Below are 19,013 nucleotides of genomic sequence, written 5' to 3' on the forward strand. Positions count from 1 at the left end.
GATTTTTTCTCTTCGAACCCCGGAGACTCTGTGAAGTTGTTCACATGTTCCGTGTCGATGGAGGCGCATTATAGGGAGCCGGCTCAGAATGACAAGGATTAATATTCACTTTTTATCTGACCGCTCACTATTCATGCATAACGTCTACTAAACCCGCTTTTTAATGGCTTCCGGCAGGTCTGCCAGGCTGTTTAACACCCAATCTGCCAGTTTCTCGCCTTCTTCAGTGACTGGCTTGCCGGTACGCACCAGTACTTTTGTGCCAACACCCGCCGCCATTGCCGCCTGCATATCTTCCAGTTTGTCGCCAACCATATAAGAAGCAGCCATATCAATGTTCAATTCCTGCTGCGCCTGCAACAACATGCCAGGTTGAGGCTTGCGGCAATCGCACACTTGGCGGAACTCTTCTATTACTGCTTCTGGATGATGTGGACAGAAATAGATGCCATCCAGATCAACATCACGATCGGCTAACGACCAGTCCATCCATTCAGTCAGGTACATAAACTGGTCTTCGCTGAACTTACCGCGTGCGATGCCAGACTGGTTAGTCACCAATACCAAAGCAAAGCCCATCTTTTTAAGTTCGCGACAGGCGTCAATCACGCCATCAATAAAGTGGAAATTATCGATTTCATGGACGTAGCCATGGTCGACATTAATCGTGCCATCACGATCGAGGAAAATTGCTGGAACGCTTTGTGTCACCGGTTTGCTCCTGAGGGCCTGAAAACGTGCACAGTATCGCATGTTTTACCCAATGCTGAGAACGGAAGAGAACAGCGTTGATCGTTGACTTAGACGTCTAGACGCCTTAACATCTGAGTCATACCTTGGTCCACGCCAAGGTTTACTTTTATCTAGCCACGGGCAACCACGCTAAAATAAGAAGAATATGATTAAACTTTCTAACATCACCAAAGTGTTCCAGCAGGGTTCGCGCACGATTAACGCGCTCTCTGACGTGACTCTTCACGTCCCTGCCGGGCAAATTTATGGCGTTATCGGTGCATCAGGCGCCGGTAAAAGTACCTTGATCCGCTGCGCCAATATGCTTGAGCGCCCAACCTCGGGCCAGGTGCTGGTCGACGGACAGGATCTGACGTCGCTGTCTGAAAGCGAACTGACGCGCGCACGCCGTCAGATTGGCATGATTTTCCAACACTTTAACCTGCTGTCTTCCCGTACCGTGTTCGGCAACGTTGCTTTGCCGCTCGAGCTGGATAACACCCCGCGCGCTGAAATCAAAAAACGCGTGACCGAACTGTTGGAACTGGTCGGTTTGTCAGATAAGCATGATGCCTATCCGGCTAACCTGTCAGGCGGCCAGAAGCAACGCGTGGCAATTGCCCGTGCATTGGCAAGCCAACCTAAAGTTCTGTTGTGTGATGAAGCCACCAGCGCCCTGGACCCGGCCACCACACGTTCAATTCTGGAACTGTTGAAAGACATTAACCGTCGTCTTGGTCTGACTATTTTGCTGATCACCCATGAAATGGACGTGGTAAAACGCATCTGTGATCAGGTTGCGGTTATCAGCCAGGGCCAACTCATTGAAAAAGACAGTGTCAGCGAAGTGTTCTCGCACCCGAAAACCCCGCTGGCCCAGCAGTTCATTCAATCCACGCTGCACCTGGATATCCCGGATGACTATGCCAAGCGCCTGGCGCCTGAACGCAGTGGTGGCCGTCAGCCACTATTACGTCTGGAATTCACCGGCCAGTCAGTTGATGCGCCGCTGCTGTCAGAAGCTGCCCGCCGTTTCAACGTGAATAACAACATCATCAGTGCGCAGATGGACTATGCCGGTGGCGTCAAATTTGGCGTGATGCTCGCTGAGCTCCACGGCAGTGATGAAGACGCATTGGCAACGATTAAGTTCCTGCAGGAAAATCAGGTAAAAGTAGAGGTTCTGGGTTATGTCTGAGGCAATGATGTGGTTAATGGCTCGTGGCGTGTGGGAAACCGTCATGATGACCTTTGTCTCCGGCTTTTTCGGTTTCGTACTCGGCCTGCCGGTTGGCGTGCTGCTGTATGTGACTCGTCCGGGGCAAATCGCCGCCAACAATACGCTATATAGAACACTGTCTGGGTTAGTGAACGTTTTCCGTTCCATCCCCTTCATTATTCTGTTGGTGTGGATGATTCCATTTACTCGTTTGATCGTCGGTACGTCGATTGGCCTGCAAGCGGCCATCGTGCCACTGACCGTAGGCGCTGCCCCCTTTATTGCCCGTATGGTAGAGAACGCGCTGTTGGAAATCCCCTCTGGCTTGGTGGAAGCGGCCCGTGCGATGGGCGCAACCCCGATGCAAATCATTAAAAAGGTGTTGTTACCAGAAGCCCTGCCGGGTTTGGTTAACGCCGCCACCATTACCTTGATCACTCTGGTGGGTTATTCCGCCATGGGCGGCGCTGTTGGCGCAGGTGGGCTGGGGCAGATTGGTTATCAGTACGGTTATATCGGTTATAACGCCACAGTAATGAATACCGTATTAGTATTACTAGTGGTGCTGGTTTATCTGATTCAGTTCTTCGGTGACCGGATCGTCAAGGCCGTCACCCATAAGTAGTTTTTACAGCAACTGCGCTGATATCTACCCGATAGATTTCAGAACCTGGCCAGTCGGCAAGTAAGCGAGTCCCCATGAACAGTAATTGGGGTGAGCGTACACAGCCAACAACGCTGGGCTTTGAAAGATAAAGGGTAAAGCGTATTTCAAATGCGAGTCTAATGAGGAAGGGATATGTCGTTAAAATTTAAATCCATCGCAGCAATCGGCGCACTGATCGGTACTCTGGCTCTGGTAGGCTGTGGTCAAGAAGAAAAAGATCCGAACCATATTAAAGTCGGCGTCATTGTCGGTGCTGAACAGCAGGTCGCCGAAATCGCGCAAAAAGTGGCGAAAGAGAAATACGGTCTGGACGTCGAGCTGGTAACGTTCAATGACTACGTGCTGCCAAACGAAGCGCTGAGCAAAGGTGACATCGATCTGAACGCCTTCCAGCACAAACCTTATCTGGACCAGCAAATCAAGGATCGCGGCTACAAACTGGTCGCAGTCGGCAATACCTTCGTTTATCCGATTGCCGGTTACTCCAAGAAAATCAAATCTCTGGACGAACTGAAAGACGGTTCTCAGGTTGCCTTGCCTAATGACCCAACGAACCTGGGCCGTTCCCTGCTGCTGCTGCAGAAGGTTAACCTGATCAAACTGAAAGACGGTGTTGGCCTGCTGCCGACCGTGCTGGACGTAACTGAGAACCCGAAAAACCTGAAGCTGGTCGAGCTGGAAGCACCACAGTTGCCACGTTCACTCGATGATCAGCAAATCGCACTGGCGGTAATCAATACCACTTACGCCAGCCAGATTGGCCTGACCCCAGCGAAAGACGGCCTGTTCGTTGAAGGCAAAGACTCGCCGTATGTGAACCTGCTGGTTGCCCGCGAAGATAACAAAGACGCGGAAAACGTGAAGAAATTCGTTCAGGCTTACCAATCTGACGAAGTGAACGAAGCGGCCAACAAGATCTTTAACGGTGGTGCAGTTAAAGGTTGGTAATTATTCATTACCGATTTTATTCCTATAATTGCAAGACGGGCTTCGGCCCGTCTGACACTGTTAATCAAATCCTTTGCGACTGATGCAGTCATTTAGTACTAATAAAAACAAAGGATTATATTTTCTACATTACCCCAAACATCCGAAAACCACGTTTTTCGGGTGTTTGTCAGAAATCTAGACGGGCTCCGGCCCGTCTTGTTATTTCCACGATAGATTGCTTCAATAGCGCCACTTCTATATTCCATCAAGGCAGAGGAATCTCAATGCGTGCTTTACCTCTCTGTTTGTTAGCGCTTGCGCTAGCAGGGTGTTCGTCGCAGCGTTTCGCGCCCCCCTCAACAAACAGCACCAGCAAACCGGTAGCAACAACGCCAACGAAAACGACCTCGGCGGCACGTCCCGCGCCGGTTAAACTGTATAAAAGTGCAGAAGAGTTAGTCGGTAAGCCATTCCGCGATCTGGGTGAAGTTTCCGGCGAGTCTTGCCAAACGACGGTGCAGGATTCTCCACCTAATCTGGCGACAGCCCGTAAACGCATGCAAATCCGCGCTTCTTATATGAAAGCAAATGCCGTGCTATTGCACGACTGCCAAATTGTCAGTGGCGTTGCCGGCTGTTACCAACAGGCCATTTGCCAAGGCTCAGCGCTTAACGTTTCGTCCAAATGACCGAGTTTGTTTTCAATCAGATCGGAACCATCCGTTCACCGTATAAAGAAAAATTCGCCGTACCCCGTCAGCCGGGGTTGGTGGAAGATGGTGGCGGTGAGTTAGTGCTGCTGCCGCCCTATAATCAGGCGGAAGCAGTACGCGGTCTCAGTGAGTTCAGCCATCTTTGGGTGATGTTTATTTTCCATCAAACCATGGAAGGCGGCTGGCGGCCAACCGTCCGCCCACCCCGCCTCGGCGGCAATGCCCGGATGGGAGTATTCGCGACCCGTTCGACTTTCCGTCCGAACCCGCTCGGTATGTCGCTGATTGAATTAAAAAATGTGCGCACTCAGGGCAGCGACGTCGTGCTTGAATTGGGCAGCCTCGATCTGGTTGATGGTACGCCAGTGGTGGATATCAAACCCTACCTGCCCTTTGCCGAAAGCCAGCCACAGGCGCGTGCCGGATTTGCTCAGTCAGCGCCAGCCGGTGATATGCCCGTGTTTTTTGCCCCTGAAGCGGAACAGCAGCTACAGCAACATCAAACACGCTACCCGCAGTTACGGCGCTTTATCACTCAGGTTCTGGCTCAAGATCCACGTCCAGCCTACCGTAAGGGGCAAGAAGTGGAACGGGATTACGCGGTCTGGTTACTGGATTTCAACGTACGCTGGCGGGTCGTGGATCAACAAACCGAGGTGCTGTCTCTCGACCTGCGTTAAAAATCCATCGTCTCTCTTTTGACAACCCGCTTGCACTGGTAAACTAAACCACTTTTGGCCGCCACTGTGGCTACCCAATGCAATTTGCAGTTCTAACGGAACCAAAACACCATGCGTACTAGCCAATATCTGCTCTCCACCCTGAAGGAGACACCTGCCGATGCCGAAGTGATCAGCCACCAGCTGATGCTGCGCGCCGGGATGATTCGCAAACTGGCCTCGGGTCTTTATACCTGGTTGCCAACCGGTCTGCGCGTTCTGAAAAAGGTTGAAAACATCGTTCGCGAAGAAATGAACAATGCTAACGCGATCGAAGTATGTATGCCGGTGGTACAGCCTGCCGACTTGTGGCAGGAAAGTGGCCGTTGGGAACAGTACGGTCCTGAACTGTTGCGTTTTGTCGATCGCGGCGAGCGCCCGTTCGTACTGGGTCCAACGCACGAAGAAGTGATCACCGATCTGATCCGTAACGAGATCAGCTCTTACAAACAGCTGCCGCTGAACTTCTTCCAGATTCAGACCAAGTTCCGTGATGAAGTGCGCCCACGTTTTGGTGTGATGCGCTCTCGCGAATTCCTGATGAAGGACGCGTATTCGTTCCACACCACGCAGGAATCGCTGCAAGCGACCTACGATGCGATGTACGAAGCCTACAGCAAAATCTTCAGCCGCATGGGCCTGGACTTCCGTCCGGTACATGCCGATACCGGTTCTATTGGCGGTAGCGCATCACACGAGTTCCAGGTGCTGGCTGACAGCGGTGAAGACGATATCGTGTTTTCCACCGGGTCCGACTTTGCCGCCAACATTGAACTGGCCGAAGCCGTTGCCCCTGCGGATCCGCGTGCTGCAGCCAGTGAAGAACTGCGCATTGTGGATACGCCAAACGCCAAAACTATTGCCGAGCTGGTAGAGCAATTCAATTTGCCGGTAGAGAAAACCGTCAAAACGCTGCTGGTGCGTGCTAAAGAAGAAAGCGGCCACAAGTTGGTTGCCCTGCTGGTTCGCGGCGATCATGAACTGAACGAAATTAAAGCCGAAAAACTGCCGCAGGTTGCTGCTCCGTTGGTCTTCGCCACCGAAGAAGAAATCCGCGCCATCATCGGCGCTGGCCCTGGTTCTCTTGGCCCAGTTAATCTGCAGGTTCCTGTCGTGGCCGATCGCAGCGTAGCGGCAATGAGTGATTTTGGTGCCGGTGCCAACATCGACGGTAAGCACTACTTCGGTATCAACTGGGAGCGCGATCTGCCGCTGCCGCAGGTTGCCGATATCCGTAACGTTGTGGAAGGCGATGCCAGCCCGGACGGTAAAGGTACGCTGTTGATCAAACGCGGTATCGAAGTGGGCCATATCTTCCAGCTCGGTACCAAATACTCTGAAGCGATGAAAGCCACGGTTCAGGGTGAAGACGGTCGTAACCAAGTGCTGACCATGGGTTGTTACGGCATCGGGGTGACCCGTGTTGTGGCTGCGGCTATCGAGCAAAACCATGACGAACGCGGCATCATCTGGCCAGATGCTATCGCTCCATTCCAGGTGGCGATTCTGCCAATGAACATGCACAAATCTTTCCGCGTGCAAGCGCTGGCGGAAGATCTGTACAACACCCTGCGTTCACACGGCATCGACGTGATCCTTGATGACCGTAAAGAGCGTCCAGGCGTGATGTTTGCTGATATGGAACTGATTGGCGTACCGCACTCTATTGTTATCGGCGATCGTAACCTCGACACCGAAGAGATTGAGTACAAAAACCGCCGCGTCGGCGAGAAACGCATGATCAAAACCGGTGAAATCGTTGATTTCCTGTTAGGCCAGATCACGCGCTAATCCGCGACAGCTGAAAACAAAAAACCCGCCGAGGCGGGTTTTTTTATGACGCTTATTTACTGTCGCAATTTTTGCTGCGGTCGAAAGCAATTTTGCCGTCAGGCACCAGCGCTTTCTCCGTTAAGCCATCTTCCATTGAAGGCTGAACGCTGAAGTGACCATTCAGGGTCAGGAACACCGGCTCACCCGGGGTTTTATAGGCTTTGGCATAACCTTGCTCCAGGGCGATAGTATTATCAACCGGGAAAGTCTGGCCTGTGGCGCAGTCTTTAAATACTGCCGCATCTGCCATATAGGTGTAACTGCCTTTCAGCGACATCGGTGTCTTAGGCAGTGCCTTCTCTACGGGATCGAGACGGTAATTCAGCTGAGACTCAATCACAGCACCGGTTTGATCCAGCATTTCCAGGCTTTTACCAACCGGACGGAAATAGCGTTTATCACCACGGCTGTCAGTCAGCACCAACTTATCCGCTGTACGCGCCCACTTGCCGTAATCAGCAAAGGTTTGATCGCCATCTTTGGTACCGCGGTAAGTTTCCTGCAACACGAAAGTGCCATCTTTATCCAGGAACAACGAGGTATCCAGGCCACCACAATCAGCGCAAGGCAGAATGCCTTGGTAGCTTTGTTGCATCGCCTGAAGTGGTTGTTCTTTCGGCTGGTAGTGGTTATTACATCCCAGTAACGAAAGTGCCCCTGCCGCTAAAAACAAGGCCAGTGTTATTTTCTTCACAGTTATTCTCCTACTGTGTTTATATCCTTTATTCTTGCCGCTGCCTCTGAGTTGCCAGTGCTCCCTTATCCGAATCACTTACCACGCAAGCGCATTGGAATTCGTTCACTGGCCGACTCGGTGCAACGCCAATTATATTGGGTGTATGTATCCTTAAGTGCGGATCTTACCGCGCAGCGCTTTAGTTGCGCCTTTACGTACCTTGCCTTCCAGCCGGCGTAATTTTGATCCTTTCGTGGGCTTGGTCGCTTTGCGCGCCTTTTCCACCACCATCGCCTGCTGAATTAGCGCGACCAACCTGGCCAGCGCCGACTCGCGGTTTAATTCCTGGCTGCGATATTCCTGCGCTTTAATAATCACGACGCCATCAGCGGTAATTAAATGATTATTCAGGGCCAGCAATCTTTCCTTGTAATACTCTGGCAGGCTGGATGCCCGGATGTCAAAGCGCAAATGGATAGCCGTTGAGGTTTTGTTCACGTGCTGACCACCCGCACCCTGCGCACGGATCGCCGTTAATTCCAGCTCGTTATCCGGTATGGCTACGTTTCTTGACAGTTCTAACACCAATCACACCTGTGCCTGTTGCCACTCGGCAAACTGGATTTCCAGACTATTCTGAACGTCAGAAAGCCAGATAGTTCCCTCTTGCAGCGTAGCCTGTAGCGTCATATTTCGACTGGCCAGCGCGGCCAATTTGCCCAATTGTTCATCATCCAGAAAACGGATGCTTAGGTTTTTGTGGTTTGCCACCTTACTCTGAATCGACTGCCACCACACATGGCCGGCGCGTTCACCGTAAGCATACAACACGACCCGCGGTGACTGATTGCAGGCTTTCTTGATCCGCTTTTCATCAGGCAATCCCATTTCGATCCACATTTCCAGCCCGTTATGGTCGTTCCGCTGCCAGATTTCCGGCTCATCGTCAGCGCTCAGGCCTTTAGTAAATACCAAACGCTCATCCGCGTGGCAGATCCAAGCCAGCAAACGCAGCATCATGCGCTGTTCAGTTTCGGAAGGATGCTGGGCCAAGGTGAGCGTGGCGTCGTGGTAGAAGTGACGATCCATATCAGCGATATTGACCGTGGCTTTATAAATTGTAGCTTTCAGCGCCATGGGTGACCTCATAATTATAAGGCGACAGTGTACTAGATTTGGCCTAACCGCTGCCAGCGCGGCCGGGAAAAGCACGGCACGAAAGCCACGCGGAGGTGCTAATAACTCCACAATAGCTGTGCTATAGTCGTCTAGGATAGAGTCAAGCTCCGAGAGCCTGCGCCTCATCGCTGTAGGGCTTCGATGACGCAGAGGTTCTTAAGGGAGGAAACTGTGCAACAATACTGTGAGTTAGTACGCCGTTTTTACGCTGAGATCGGCAGTGGTGATCTCGGCTACGTGCCTGATGCGTTAGCATGTGTATTAAAGGCATTGGACGAAGTTGCTGCGAATAACGCGCTACCGTCCTCCGTTAGGGAACAGGCGGCCTTTGCCGCCGCTAACTTATTGGTGAGCGACTATGTTGATGAATGATGAGTACCAATCCATCAATTGCGATGACTATGAAAGCCTGGAACTCGCCTGTCAGCATAACTACATTCTGAAGCTGGAGTTACGCGACGGAGAAAAACTCGAAGGCAAGGCCACCGAGCTGAAGTTTACCAAGGGCGTTGAGTATCTGATTATCGATCAGGCCGGCAATGCTCTCAGCTTGCGTCTGGATCATATCCTCAGTTTCAGTCATCCGGAAATCGGTACCGTGGTCGTCAGCCTGTCTGACTGATTAAACGGTAACGCCATCCCAACAGGGCAGCCCAACGGCTGCCCTCGTCTTTTATGGCTTCTGCTAGGGTTTAAGACTGGCATAGTAGGCCGCCAGATCGGCAATATCATCATCAGACAGCGCTGAAACGTAGGCCTTCATCACTTCTGCCTGCCCCCCATTACGCTCGCCTTTTTTATACGCCTGCAATGCATGCTCCAGATACATGGCGTTTTGCCCGGCCAGGTTCGGGTACATGGGCACGGAGACCTTCCCTTCCGCACCGTGGCACGCCATACAACTGGCAGATTTATCCTTACCCGCCGCCGCATCGCCCGCAGCCATCGCTGGCAGGCTGCACAACCCCAACATCACCGCCACTGCGCTCACAAATTTCATCATTGCTCCTTCGCTATGCCCAAAACCATTGGCGTTGCATCGAGGTGGCAACCAAACGCCCCCTGGACGTACAAATCGTACGTGACTGGAGCAAATACAGGTCGCCAACAAAAAGACAACGTCAGGTAGGTTGGGTCTCTTATTATTTTTTATGCCAGTGCAACCGCAGGGGCTGTTGCCCTTCGGGTATTTGACCGTCCTCGCAGACAAAAACCCCCAGCGCAGCGATAAGTTGATCATCATAATAGACCATCGGGATACGCTCACGCTGCCAGGGAGGAATCCCCAACTCTTGCCACAATTTTTTGATCGGCCGGGAATGCGTTCTACCAAGAATGCGGAGTTTACCTTGGGCAGCAAAACGTATGCTCACTTTTTGTTGTGGCTGTGGCGCCCGCAGGCAAATATCCCCCCCCCCACTGACCAACGTGCCTAATCCGTCCGGCAATGTGAGTGGCTCTGCCAATGACCAATTTAGGCTGAGATCCCGCAGATCGGCCATTAGCGGCAACAGGTATAAACGCCGGCGGAAACGGCGGATCTGATATTGTCGCAGTAGCAGTTGCGGTTCGGCATCGTCGCGGCTGAGTGCGACCTCTTCCCATAGCCGTTGCAGCTGTTCACGTGAGGGCATGGTAACGTCGAATGACGCAATCCAACGGCGTAACACAGCAAAACGCCGGGCTGCTGAACACGCCAGCAAACCCTCAATAGCCAGCGCATTGTCTTCATCCAGCAACGCGTGCAGTTGCTCTGCCAATAACTCGTCCAGCAACTGCTCTTGCTCGGCACACAAGCTGGCGCTACGCGCCGTTGCGGCTGCAAAATGCGGCCAGCGCTGATTCAGCAGCGGCAACACTTGAAGACGCAGGAAATTACGGTCAAAGCGCGGGTTCTGATTGCTGTCGTCGTCAACCCAGGTGAGTTTATGCTGCTGCGCGTAGGCTTCCAACTGTTCGCGTGAAATCCCCAACAACGGGCGCAGCAAACTATGATCCCCCCGCGTTGCCTCTGCAGCCATCGCCGACAGGCCCGCCGGGCCACTGCCACGTTTTAACGCCAGCAGGAAGGTTTCACATTGGTCATCAAGATGCTGTGCGGTAAGCAAGACCTCACCGGCCTCCAGCGTGCTGGCGAAGGCCGCATAGCGCGCGGCTCGGGCGGCGGCTTCAATGCCGCCTTGGCTGCCGTCAACCTGCACGTGCTGAACCACCAGCGGCAATCGCCAGGCAGCGCATAGCTGCTGGCAATGCGCTGCCCACCGATCGGCAAAAGTACTCAGGCCATGATGTACGTGCACCGCACGTAACTGCAATTCCGGCAATTGCTGCCGTAACATGGCCAGCAGGTGCAGCAGCACGGTGGAGTCCAACCCGCCGCTGAATGCCACCAGCAGATGCCGGTTTGCACCCAATTGGCGGGCAAGCTGTGCAGATAATTGATTACTCTTCATTGATTAGGCTTAATGACGTCCAGATAGCTGCACGTTAACCCCCGTCATACCATCAATCAAGCATTAACCGCTCGGATATGCCGCCCCGCCAATAACCACCACATGGCCAACACCGCAACCACTGCCGCAGTGCACCCCATCGCCCACCAGCCAATTTGAGCAAACAGGTGGACATAAGCTTGCGCTGTCGCGCCTGTTGCCGGGTCGTCAGCGGTCTGGCCGGCGATAATGCCCGCCAGGTAATTGGCTATCGAACCGGTGGTCAGCATATAGATGCCGGTCAGCACCCCGGTGGCGCCGGGAATATTCAGACGCGTAATTTGCGCCATCGCGACAGGGTCGATAAACAGTTCGGCGAGCCCCATAACCGAAAGCCCGGCGATCATTAACGCCATCGATCCTTGCCCGTAACGGGCGTTCAGTGCCATCAGGGTAAAACCCACGCCAATCAGCAACAAACCGAAGGCGAATTTTCCCCAGATACGCAGAGTTCGGCTCCCGCTGCCATTTCCTCTTGCCAGCCAGGCCAGCATCACACCGCCAAACATGACGGCAAAAGCATTCACCGACTGGAACAATGCGGTCGGTACTGACCAAGAGAACCATTGGCGATCGACATAGTGGTCGATAAATAAACTAATGGAGCTGCCGCCTTGCTGGGCGAAAGCCCAGAATAAGGTCCCCAACAGCATCAACGTGACAATCTGCCACAACCCGCGCCGCTGTATCGCCGTGGCCCGGGCCATGATCCGCATCACCATCACGACGGCAGCAGCACACACCAGCATCAGTAATTGTCCGGCCAAATCGTAAATGAACAACGCGGTGAAAAACAACGGAGCCAACAGCAGCATGACGCTCAGCCATACCCAATTTGGTACCCGTAACGTGGTGGCCGACATTTGAGCGGGATCCACGCCACGCGTATGGCGAAAGTGGCGGCTACCGCACAGGAAAATCGTTAACCCTGCCAACATGCCGATACCCGCAAGCGCAAAGCCTACATGCCACCCGTAGCGTTCCGCCGCCAACCCACAGGCGATCGGCGCCAGAATCGAGCCGACGTTACCGGCGGCATACAGCAGAGAGAAGCCCCCTTCACGGCGCGTATCCTGCGGCTGATACAGCTCACCCAGCAAGCAACTGATATTGGATTTAAACAGGCCATAGCCGCAGATGATGATCGCCAATGCCAGATAGAGTGAATGTGTTGAGACGGCGCTCAGCCCGAGTACGATATGGCCCAGGGTCATCAGCACCGCGCCGGCAATGACGGCGACACGGTTGCCAAGCAGGCGATCGGCAAGCAAGCCGCCAAGAATCGGCGTAACGTAAACCAGGGAAGCATAGGCGCTATAAAGGCTAATGGCGCGGCTGTCGGAATAACCAAGTTGGTGGGTCAGATAGAGAATAAGTAACGCACGCATGCCGTAAAAGCTGAAATATTCCCAAATTTGTATTGCTACGACATAGTAGATTGCGCGCGGCTGTGAGGGTGTTTTCATGGTTTTCTCCCATCAGTCGTTGAACGACAAAGGGGAAGCGCGAACGCCTCCCCTGTTATTACACTTATTTATCGTTTTTCAATACTTTAACGGTGTAACGTCCATCCGCCTGGCGGTACGCGCCGTGGATATCAGTTTCAAAGCCTGGGTAATGCGCGCCGATTTCGCACAGCATTTGCAGGAACTCCAGCACCGGACGGCTTTCCTCCGTCAGCATTTCACCCGGCATAACCAATGGAACACCCGGAGGATATGGCAGGATCATGTTGGCATTCACCTTGCCAACCATCTCCTCCAAATAGACCTCTTCTACTTCGCCGTGCAGTTCCTTCTGGAAGGCTTTGAACGGGTTCATCACCATAGTTGGCAACACTTCAAAGGCGCGGTACATCAGGTCCGGCAGGTTATGCTGTTTCACCAGGTTGTGGATATTCTGAGCCAGCTCCTGGATCCGCATGTTTTCATAGAACTCTGGGGCTTCTTTGTACAGCGAAGGCAGCATGTTTTTCACCCGCAGGTTCAGATCGAACGAGCGTTTGAAGTCAGTCAGACCGCGCAACAGACTCAGAGCTTTGGTTTTGTCGATACCGATGCTGAACAAGAACAACAGGTTATATGGACCGGTTTTCTCAACAATGATGCCGTGCTCATCAAGGTATTTCGCAACCAGGCTGGCAGGAATACCAAACGATTCCATTTGGCCATCTTTGCTCATCCCCGGTGTCAACATGGTGACCTTGATTGGGTCGAGGTACATATGTTCGTTATCAATGCCTTTGAAACCATGCCAGGCACTGTCGGAACGCAGTGGCCAGCATTCCGCTTCGTCGATGTGTTCTGGCTGCCAAACATCAAAGAACCAGCCTTCAGATTCCACATTCAGGCGTTTGATTTCTTTACGGAACTTGATAGCGCGCTCAATGGAACCGTTGATCAGGCGCTTACCGGCATTGCCCTTCATCATTGCTGCTGCGGTTTCGGTAGAGGCCACGATGCCGTAGTGCGGTGAAGTGGTGGTGTGCATCATGTAGGCTTCATTGAAGGTTTCTTCGTTAATGTCACCTTTCACATGGATCATTGAAGCCTGTGAGAACGCCGCCAGCAATTTATGGGTAGATTGCGTTTCATAAATCACCTTCCCTTCCACACGACCACCGCTCATGCCGCATTTGCCTTTGTAAATCGGGTGGAAATTGGTGTAAGGCACCCAGGCAGAGTCAAAGTGGATAGATTTCACATCCAGCGTGTTCTTAATGAAGTCGGTGTTGTACAGCAAACCGTCGTAAGTCGAGTTCGTGATAACCGCATGTGCAGGCCAGGTGGCGTTTGGCGTTTCTTTTACGCGTTTGGCGATAGTGGCACGGGTAAACTCGCTCTGCGGAATACCGCCAAGGATGCCGTAGGCATTACGGGTTGGTCGGAAATAGATCGGCGTAATGTCGCTCATCATCATCAGATGGGTCAGCGATTTATGGCAGTTACGGTCTATCAGTACGGTGCTTCCGGCAGGTGCGGAGTACATACCAACAATTTTGTTGGCGGTAGACGTCCCGTTAGTCACCATGTAGCTGCGTTCAGCGTTGAATACGCGAGCAATATACTCTTCAGCTTCTTTATGCGGGCCGGAATGGTCCAGCAGCGATCCCAGTTCAGAGACTGAAATCGACACGTCGGATTTCATCGCGTTCGGGCCAAAGAAATCATAGAACAAACTCCCCACCGGGCTTTTCTGGAAAGCAGTCCCGCCCATATGGCCAGGCGTACAGAAGGTGTATTTGCCTTCACGCACGTACTTGAACAGCGCCTTGGTCAGCGGAGGCAAAATGGTATCGACGTACTCATCGGTGTTTTGTTTAATCTTGTCAGCAATGTCGTTAGCGGCACCCAAGGCATACTCGAAGAAACGCACCTGCATGCGTAAATCGTTCAGGCTGACATCCAGCGTTGAATAGCTATTGGCAAATGCATACAGCGGCATGTACTCATTCAGCTGGCTGATTTCTTCACATAACTCAAGGTTGTATTTATCCCAGTCGAAGATGACCCCACACAGCCGAGCATTGTTCTCGATCAGTTTGAGCAGGTCTTCGCGATCGTTCGGATAAACGATACGAAAATTCAGTTTTTCTAACGCGTTGTGCAGTTCGCGGATGGGCTCTTCTTTGAAGTAAACACCCATGTGGTTCATGATAGCAATAACGTTCATAATCATTTCTCCAGGTAATGCGAGCCCCTTGCCATCGCGGATGGCAATTGTTGCAAGGGGCTGAATTAGAGGTGGGTCAGTGCGTACTTAGTGCGCTTTAGCCGGTGTGTTGCTGTCGATAGCGACGGCTTTAGCCGTCTGGCGAGTATTCATTTTGCGGGCATAGAACATCAGAATGATCAGGCTGATGATGAAGGTACCGGACAGTTCGAACGAGTCAGCCCCCATCAGCGCGATGAAGCAGAAACCACAACCCAGAATCGATGCAATCAGGCTCAGCAGGTTACGTATATTGACGCCTTCAAAGCGGATCAGGTCTACGCAAGAGTAGAAGTACGGCAGCATGGTCAGCAGCACCGCAATACCGGTCAACATCCCGAACAGGTCGGAAGCTTTACCGCCACCGGAACTCATGGCAGTAATCAGCACCATCAGCGCGGTCATTTTGCAGCTTGCCAACAGCAGGCCTTTTTTAGGAATGCCGTTTTTATCCATTTCGCCATACACTTTCGGGAAGTTACCGTCGTTGGCAGCACGTACCCCAGCCTGGCCAACCAGCATCATCCACGACCCCAGAGATGTCAGGCAGGCAAAGGCGGTGAAGGCAGAAACCATTGGTGCGGCCCAACTGCCCATAATGGTAGAGGCGCTGATGGCGAACGGTGCGCCGGAAGCCGCCATCTCAGAAGCAGGGTACATACCGCTCATCACCTGAGTTGCAGCGACATAGATAATCCCAGCCAGTGCAGTACCCAGCATGGTTGCCAGTGGCACGGTACGTTTCGGGTTTTTTACCATGCCGGTGCTCACGGCGGCAGACTCTACGCCGATAAACGCCCACAGGCACAACAGGATACTTTTGACGACGGCATGCATGTCCGTTGTCCCGGAGGTGTTCCAGTTAGCGTGATAGGTGGCAGCATCAAACCAATGCCAACCCGCAGTAGCGGTAACAACCACCGGAATCAACACCAATACCAAACCCAGCGTCGTTAAACGACTGACCCAAGAACCGCCGAGAAGGTTAATAAAGGTAAACACCCACACGATAGCAATACAGGCAATACCTGCAGGTACCGGGTTATTCAATGCAGGGAAGAAGGTAGAGAGGTAAGAAACTGCGGTAATGCCGATAGCCAAATTACCGATCCAGTTAGCATGGTAATAAAGCACGCCGGTCTGGAAACCAAATGCCGGTGAAATTTCACCCGCGTAAGCAATAGGACCGCCCTGCTGAGGATTTTTAGTGGCCAGACGCGCATACACATAAGCCAGTGACATCGCGCCAATAATGGAAATTATCCACCCCCAGATAGCGATAGAACCGAGACTTGCCAGGTTCGCGGGCAATAAAGCAATACCGCTCCCCATCATATTACCGGCGACCACGCCGGTGCAGGCAATAAGCCCTATTTTCTTGGATGAAGCCATGGTCAGTTTCTCCTGATTTTGATTTCTTATAAGTCTTGGTCGTTATGCAATTTTGCTAATGACCCGACTTGATAATCAGGATGCTAATGACAGGCGGGAATAAAGTCCTAAAGATAAAGTGATATTACGCTCATGATCATACAAATGATAAATTGAGGTTTTCCATTAACACATCAAGAGATAAACACATGCTCAAGAAAAGATAAACTTTCAATTAAAACATGCAAGTAGCTTTGTTATCCGATAACAACAAACCGGAGTTTTATGGCGTAAATTTCCAACCAAGGTATTTATTTAATTTAACAAATGAAAAACAATAAATAACACCGCCCATCAGACAATGCGTTTGGGCGGTGTTAGTCAGCAGGCATTATTTATTGGGGTTGTAGTTTTCCAGGTAAGGAACCACGGTGTTCACTGAGGTATGGAAGACAGCATTACGGATCCAATGCAGCGTATTCTCTCCTGGGCGAAGATTAAATGCAGTGATATAGGAGTCTGCAGCCAAACGGTTATACCCCTGCATTTCGTAAACTTTGCCGAGCAACACATAATTCATCCATGACATCTGCAATTCAATGCCTTTATTTATCGCCTGATAAGCCTCATCCGTTTTTCCCTCTCCCAAAGCCCGTATCGTATGAATTTGCTGAATAATGGGGCTGTCTTTTAATGCAGGCAACGTGTCCAGGCGAGCAATCTCCGAGCTCAATTGTGCCAACTGCGCGCTGTCGAAGGGTTGATAAGAGTTACGCAGTAAATCCGCCAGCGCCTTTTCCGCAGAAAGATAAATAAAGTCTGGTGAGGCTTTTACCATCTCACCGAGCATGCTGCTGGCATGCGTCAGAGAGTCGATATCCCCCTGGATCAACAATTGATGTGCCTGATAATACTGCTGCAAGGCCGGCCCGGAGTTCGGTAAGAGCCGCATAAGACGCTGCTGCAACTGGGGTGGCCACGGCTGATTGAGTGCAACCGACAGGCTGCTAAGGAAGTCTTCCTGAATTTTTAGTTGGTTATCCGCAGTAACAAAGTAGCGTTTATCCAACATGATCGAGCTGTCCGCGTTGTCCACCAGCCGTACCGACAGGAAGCACTGTTGCGCGCGATAATGGCGTTGATTAACGAATTCAATGGTCAGCGATTTTCCCGAACTGCTTGGCCCGGTGTAGTTGTAGTTGGTCTGATCGTGCACCAGGAACGTGGAATAAGTATTCAGCGAATCTGTCACCACTTCGCTTAAGCCGACGACATAAGAAAGCTGCGGCGTCCAGTTGCTGCAACTGTTGCCACCCTGAATACGGATATCAATATCGCGCGGATTCATCAATACCGGCATGGTGGATTCCGGTATACGCTGCGACAAGGTGGCAATGGCGACAAACACCACGCAGGCACTCAACGCCGCCAGGAAAGCCAGCCACACCCAGAACGGTGATTGACGGTAAAAAGGTATCTTCGATTTCGTCAGTGGCGTTTTTGTCACGGTGGGTTTTGGCGGTTCATAGTCTTCACCGTCATCTTCGCTACCATCTTCCGGCTCGTGGGTAATTACCGCCACCCGCGGTAACGCTGCATCTTCCCCTTCACACCACATGACTGGCGCAGCCAATTTATAACCGCGCTTGGGCACGGTTATAATGTATTCCGGGCTGTTGCTGTCGCCGTCTTTGAGGTATTTACGCAGTTCGGAAATACTCTGCGTCACCACGTGGTTGGTGACGATATTGCGCTTCCAAACGTTATCGATCAGCTCATCGCGGCTTAACACCACATCCGGGTGCCGGGCGAAATATTGCAGCATATCGATTAACCGCGGTTCTAACGCCATTTGGCGTCCATCGCGGCTTATTTTATTGTCTGCGGGAGTAACCAACCACTCACCAACGCGAAAAACGGGTTCTTGCATAGTGAAAATAACTCAAAAGGGGCGTACGGCAAGCGCGGGATAATAACATATGAGGGCGCGTCCTGCGTCGATACGCCCCGATTAAGCATTCATAGCTCATATAATTCTAGAGGCAGCCCATCAGGATCGCTGAAAAAAGTGAAACGTGACTGAGTATAGGGATCGACACGCACCGGTTCACAAACCACCCCGGCATTTTGCAAATGCCGGATCGCCTGTTCGATGTCATCGACGCTGAATGCAAGATGGCGCAGACCACAGGCCTCTGGGCGGCTGACCCGAGCCGGCGGTGACGGGAAGGAAAACAGTTCGATGCTGTATTGCCCATTAAGCGCCAAATCCGCTTTCCAGGAATCACGCTCCGCGCGGTAAAACTCGTCCAACAGGGTAAAACCAAGAATATCGCAGTAGAAATGCTTACTGGACTCATAGTTTGATCCGATAACTGCGATGTGATGTACCTGACGTATCGCCAACATAGTGATGTCTCATTGTCTGTTTGATGAGGCACGGTATCTGGCACCGTTGGTGACGTCAACGGCAAAAAGCCCCGCAGCATAAGACGGGGCTGTCATTCATACATCAGCAACGCAATGTGTAGATCAGACTTTAAGATCTGCCAACGCCGCACCGTAGTTGATGTGCAACACCTGTCCATCCACCACCAGTGCAGGAACGCTCTGCACCCCCGCTTTTTCCGCTTCGGCGATGCGCGCTGGCTTTTCGCCCAGGTGCACCACATCCACCTGCACATTTGGGCTCAATAGACCCAATAACTGCTGCTCTGCACTGACGCAAACCGAACAACCGGCGTGATAAAAAACGGCTTTAGTCATAATAA

Annotated in this window: 20 protein-coding genes; 8 read left to right on the forward strand and 12 right to left on the reverse strand. The window is 52.1% G+C overall.

The features are described from left to right. Positions 1–147: 147 nt before the first annotated feature. Positions 148–711, reverse strand: a complete 564-nt coding sequence (gene gmhB / locus AC2FCQ_RS17040) for a D-glycero-beta-D-manno-heptose 1,7-bisphosphate 7-phosphatase (RefSeq protein ID WP_209639939.1) — start codon at positions 709–711, stop codon at positions 148–150. A 187-nt stretch (positions 712–898) separates the two neighbouring features. Between gmhB and metN the strand changes: the two genes are divergently transcribed. The 6 genes from metN (at position 899) to proS (ending at position 6,771) form a co-directional block, all read left to right on the forward strand. Next, on the forward strand, positions 899–1,930 hold the full coding sequence (gene metN / locus AC2FCQ_RS17045) for a methionine ABC transporter ATP-binding protein MetN (protein ID WP_209639936.1): 1,032 nt from the start codon (positions 899–901) through the stop codon (positions 1,928–1,930). Continuing rightward, the gene (locus AC2FCQ_RS17050; protein WP_012146460.1) at positions 1,923–2,576 is read left to right on the forward strand and encodes a methionine ABC transporter permease MetI; all 654 of its coding nucleotides are present in this window, start codon (positions 1,923–1,925) and stop codon (positions 2,574–2,576) included. The genes metN and AC2FCQ_RS17050 overlap by 8 nt, the downstream gene beginning before the upstream one ends. 174 nt (positions 2,577–2,750) lie before the next feature. Next, positions 2,751–3,566, forward strand: a complete 816-nt coding sequence (locus AC2FCQ_RS17055; RefSeq protein ID WP_037426426.1) for a MetQ/NlpA family lipoprotein — start codon at positions 2,751–2,753, stop codon at positions 3,564–3,566. 266 nt (positions 3,567–3,832) lie between these two features. Next, positions 3,833–4,237, forward strand: a complete 405-nt coding sequence (gene rcsF / locus AC2FCQ_RS17060; protein WP_209639933.1) for an Rcs stress response system protein RcsF — start codon at positions 3,833–3,835, stop codon at positions 4,235–4,237. Beyond that, entirely contained in the window at positions 4,234–4,941 is a 708-nt protein-coding gene (tsaA, locus tag AC2FCQ_RS17065; protein WP_209639930.1) for a tRNA (N6-threonylcarbamoyladenosine(37)-N6)-methyltransferase TrmO, read from the forward strand. The genes rcsF and tsaA overlap by 4 nt, the downstream gene beginning before the upstream one ends. A 111-nt stretch (positions 4,942–5,052) precedes the next feature. After that, positions 5,053–6,771, forward strand: a complete 1,719-nt coding sequence (gene proS / locus AC2FCQ_RS17070) for a proline--tRNA ligase (protein ID WP_490309066.1) — start codon at positions 5,053–5,055, stop codon at positions 6,769–6,771. A gap of 52 nt (positions 6,772–6,823) precedes the next feature. Here the strand turns inward: proS and nlpE are convergent, their stop codons facing one another. The 3 genes from nlpE to AC2FCQ_RS17085 form a co-directional block, all read right to left on the reverse strand. Next, positions 6,824–7,507, reverse strand: coding sequence for an envelope stress response activation lipoprotein NlpE (gene nlpE, locus AC2FCQ_RS17075; protein WP_037426436.1), 684 nt, complete (start codon positions 7,505–7,507; stop codon positions 6,824–6,826). Positions 7,508–7,660: 153 nt separating this feature from the next. Then, entirely contained in the window at positions 7,661–8,074 is a 414-nt protein-coding gene (gene arfB / locus AC2FCQ_RS17080; protein WP_037426459.1) for an alternative ribosome rescue aminoacyl-tRNA hydrolase ArfB, read from the reverse strand. Positions 8,075–8,077: 3 nt separating this feature from the next. Continuing rightward, positions 8,078–8,626: a YaeQ family protein gene (locus AC2FCQ_RS17085; RefSeq protein WP_490309067.1), complete on the reverse strand. Its 549-nt coding sequence runs from the start codon at positions 8,624–8,626 to the stop codon at positions 8,078–8,080. 213 nt (positions 8,627–8,839) lie between these two features. On the opposite strand from AC2FCQ_RS17085, the gene AC2FCQ_RS17090 reads away from it, so the two are divergent. After that, positions 8,840–9,040: a YaeP family protein gene (locus AC2FCQ_RS17090; RefSeq protein ID WP_037426441.1), complete on the forward strand. Its 201-nt coding sequence runs from the start codon at positions 8,840–8,842 to the stop codon at positions 9,038–9,040. Next, entirely contained in the window at positions 9,033–9,290 is a 258-nt protein-coding gene (gene rof / locus AC2FCQ_RS17095; protein WP_004952197.1) for a Rho-binding antiterminator, read from the forward strand. Before AC2FCQ_RS17090 ends, rof begins: the two co-directional genes overlap by 8 nt. Before the next feature lie 63 nt (positions 9,291–9,353). On the opposite strand, the gene AC2FCQ_RS17100 is transcribed toward rof, so the two are convergent. The 8 genes from AC2FCQ_RS17100 to AC2FCQ_RS17135 all read right to left on the reverse strand — a co-directional run bounded on the left by AC2FCQ_RS17100 (position 9,354) and on the right by AC2FCQ_RS17135 (position 19,008). Next, positions 9,354–9,671 carry a c-type cytochrome gene (locus tag AC2FCQ_RS17100; protein ID WP_209639922.1) on the reverse strand — a complete coding sequence of 106 codons (318 nt, stop codon included), beginning with the start codon at positions 9,669–9,671 and terminating at the stop codon, positions 9,354–9,356. Between the two features lie 139 nt (positions 9,672–9,810). After that, entirely contained in the window at positions 9,811–11,121 is a 1,311-nt protein-coding gene (gene tilS / locus AC2FCQ_RS17105) for a tRNA lysidine(34) synthetase TilS (protein WP_490309068.1), read from the reverse strand. Positions 11,122–11,177: 56 nt separating this feature from the next. After that, a complete protein-coding gene (gene dtpD / locus AC2FCQ_RS17110; RefSeq protein WP_209639915.1) occupies positions 11,178–12,626 on the reverse strand; it encodes a dipeptide permease DtpD in 1,449 nt (482 codons plus the stop codon). Between the two features lie 64 nt (positions 12,627–12,690). Further along, positions 12,691–14,832: a lysine decarboxylase CadA gene (gene cadA, locus AC2FCQ_RS17115; protein ID WP_209639912.1), complete on the reverse strand. Its 2,142-nt coding sequence runs from the start codon at positions 14,830–14,832 to the stop codon at positions 12,691–12,693. Between the two features lie 87 nt (positions 14,833–14,919). Beyond that, positions 14,920–16,263: a cadaverine/lysine antiporter gene (gene cadB / locus AC2FCQ_RS17120; RefSeq protein WP_209639909.1), complete on the reverse strand. Its 1,344-nt coding sequence runs from the start codon at positions 16,261–16,263 to the stop codon at positions 14,920–14,922. Between the two features lie 370 nt (positions 16,264–16,633). Further along, positions 16,634–18,172 (reverse strand): lysine decarboxylation/transport transcriptional activator CadC, encoded by a 1,539-nt coding sequence (gene cadC / locus AC2FCQ_RS17125; RefSeq protein ID WP_490309069.1) that lies wholly within the window; start codon positions 18,170–18,172, stop codon positions 16,634–16,636. 89 nt (positions 18,173–18,261) lie between these two features. Continuing rightward, positions 18,262–18,651 (reverse strand): VOC family protein, encoded by a 390-nt coding sequence (locus AC2FCQ_RS17130; protein WP_490309070.1) that lies wholly within the window; start codon positions 18,649–18,651, stop codon positions 18,262–18,264. Between the two features lie 123 nt (positions 18,652–18,774). Beyond that, positions 18,775–19,008, reverse strand: coding sequence for a glutaredoxin family protein (locus AC2FCQ_RS17135; RefSeq protein WP_404760858.1), 234 nt, complete (start codon positions 19,006–19,008; stop codon positions 18,775–18,777). Positions 19,009–19,013: the final 5 nt, after the last annotated feature.

The sequence above is a fragment of the Serratia sp. CoH_134_PS_4 genome (assembly GCF_058190535.1).

What these genes read in the sequence shown, in the direction of transcription:
- metN (WP_209639936.1), top strand. Translation starts at nt 899, where the DNA reads ATGATTAAACTTTCTAACATCACCAAAGTGTTCCAGCAGGGTTCGCGC.
- AC2FCQ_RS17050 (WP_012146460.1), top strand. Translation starts at nt 1,923, where the DNA reads ATGTCTGAGGCAATGATGTGGTTAATGGCTCGTGGCGTGTGGGAAACC.
- AC2FCQ_RS17055 (WP_037426426.1), top strand. Translation starts at nt 2,751, where the DNA reads ATGTCGTTAAAATTTAAATCCATCGCAGCAATCGGCGCACTGATCGGT.
- rcsF (WP_209639933.1), top strand. Translation starts at nt 3,833, where the DNA reads ATGCGTGCTTTACCTCTCTGTTTGTTAGCGCTTGCGCTAGCAGGGTGT.
- tsaA (WP_209639930.1), top strand. Translation starts at nt 4,234, where the DNA reads ATGACCGAGTTTGTTTTCAATCAGATCGGAACCATCCGTTCACCGTAT.
- proS (WP_490309066.1), top strand. Translation starts at nt 5,053, where the DNA reads ATGCGTACTAGCCAATATCTGCTCTCCACCCTGAAGGAGACACCTGCC.
- AC2FCQ_RS17085 (WP_490309067.1), bottom strand. Translation starts at nt 8,626, where the DNA reads ATGGCGCTGAAAGCTACAATTTATAAAGCCACGGTCAATATCGCTGAT.
- rof (WP_004952197.1), top strand. Translation starts at nt 9,033, where the DNA reads ATGAATGATGAGTACCAATCCATCAATTGCGATGACTATGAAAGCCTG.
- AC2FCQ_RS17100 (WP_209639922.1), bottom strand. Translation starts at nt 9,671, where the DNA reads ATGATGAAATTTGTGAGCGCAGTGGCGGTGATGTTGGGGTTGTGCAGC.
- tilS (WP_490309068.1), bottom strand. Translation starts at nt 11,121, where the DNA reads ATGAAGAGTAATCAATTATCTGCACAGCTTGCCCGCCAATTGGGTGCA.
- dtpD (WP_209639915.1), bottom strand. Translation starts at nt 12,626, where the DNA reads ATGAAAACACCCTCACAGCCGCGCGCAATCTACTATGTCGTAGCAATA.
- cadA (WP_209639912.1), bottom strand. Translation starts at nt 14,832, where the DNA reads ATGAACGTTATTGCTATCATGAACCACATGGGTGTTTACTTCAAAGAA.
- cadB (WP_209639909.1), bottom strand. Translation starts at nt 16,263, where the DNA reads ATGGCTTCATCCAAGAAAATAGGGCTTATTGCCTGCACCGGCGTGGTC.
- cadC (WP_490309069.1), bottom strand. Translation starts at nt 18,172, where the DNA reads ATGCAAGAACCCGTTTTTCGCGTTGGTGAGTGGTTGGTTACTCCCGCA.
- AC2FCQ_RS17130 (WP_490309070.1), bottom strand. Translation starts at nt 18,651, where the DNA reads ATGTTGGCGATACGTCAGGTACATCACATCGCAGTTATCGGATCAAAC.
- AC2FCQ_RS17135 (WP_404760858.1), bottom strand. Translation starts at nt 19,008, where the DNA reads ATGACTAAAGCCGTTTTTTATCACGCCGGTTGTTCGGTTTGCGTCAGT.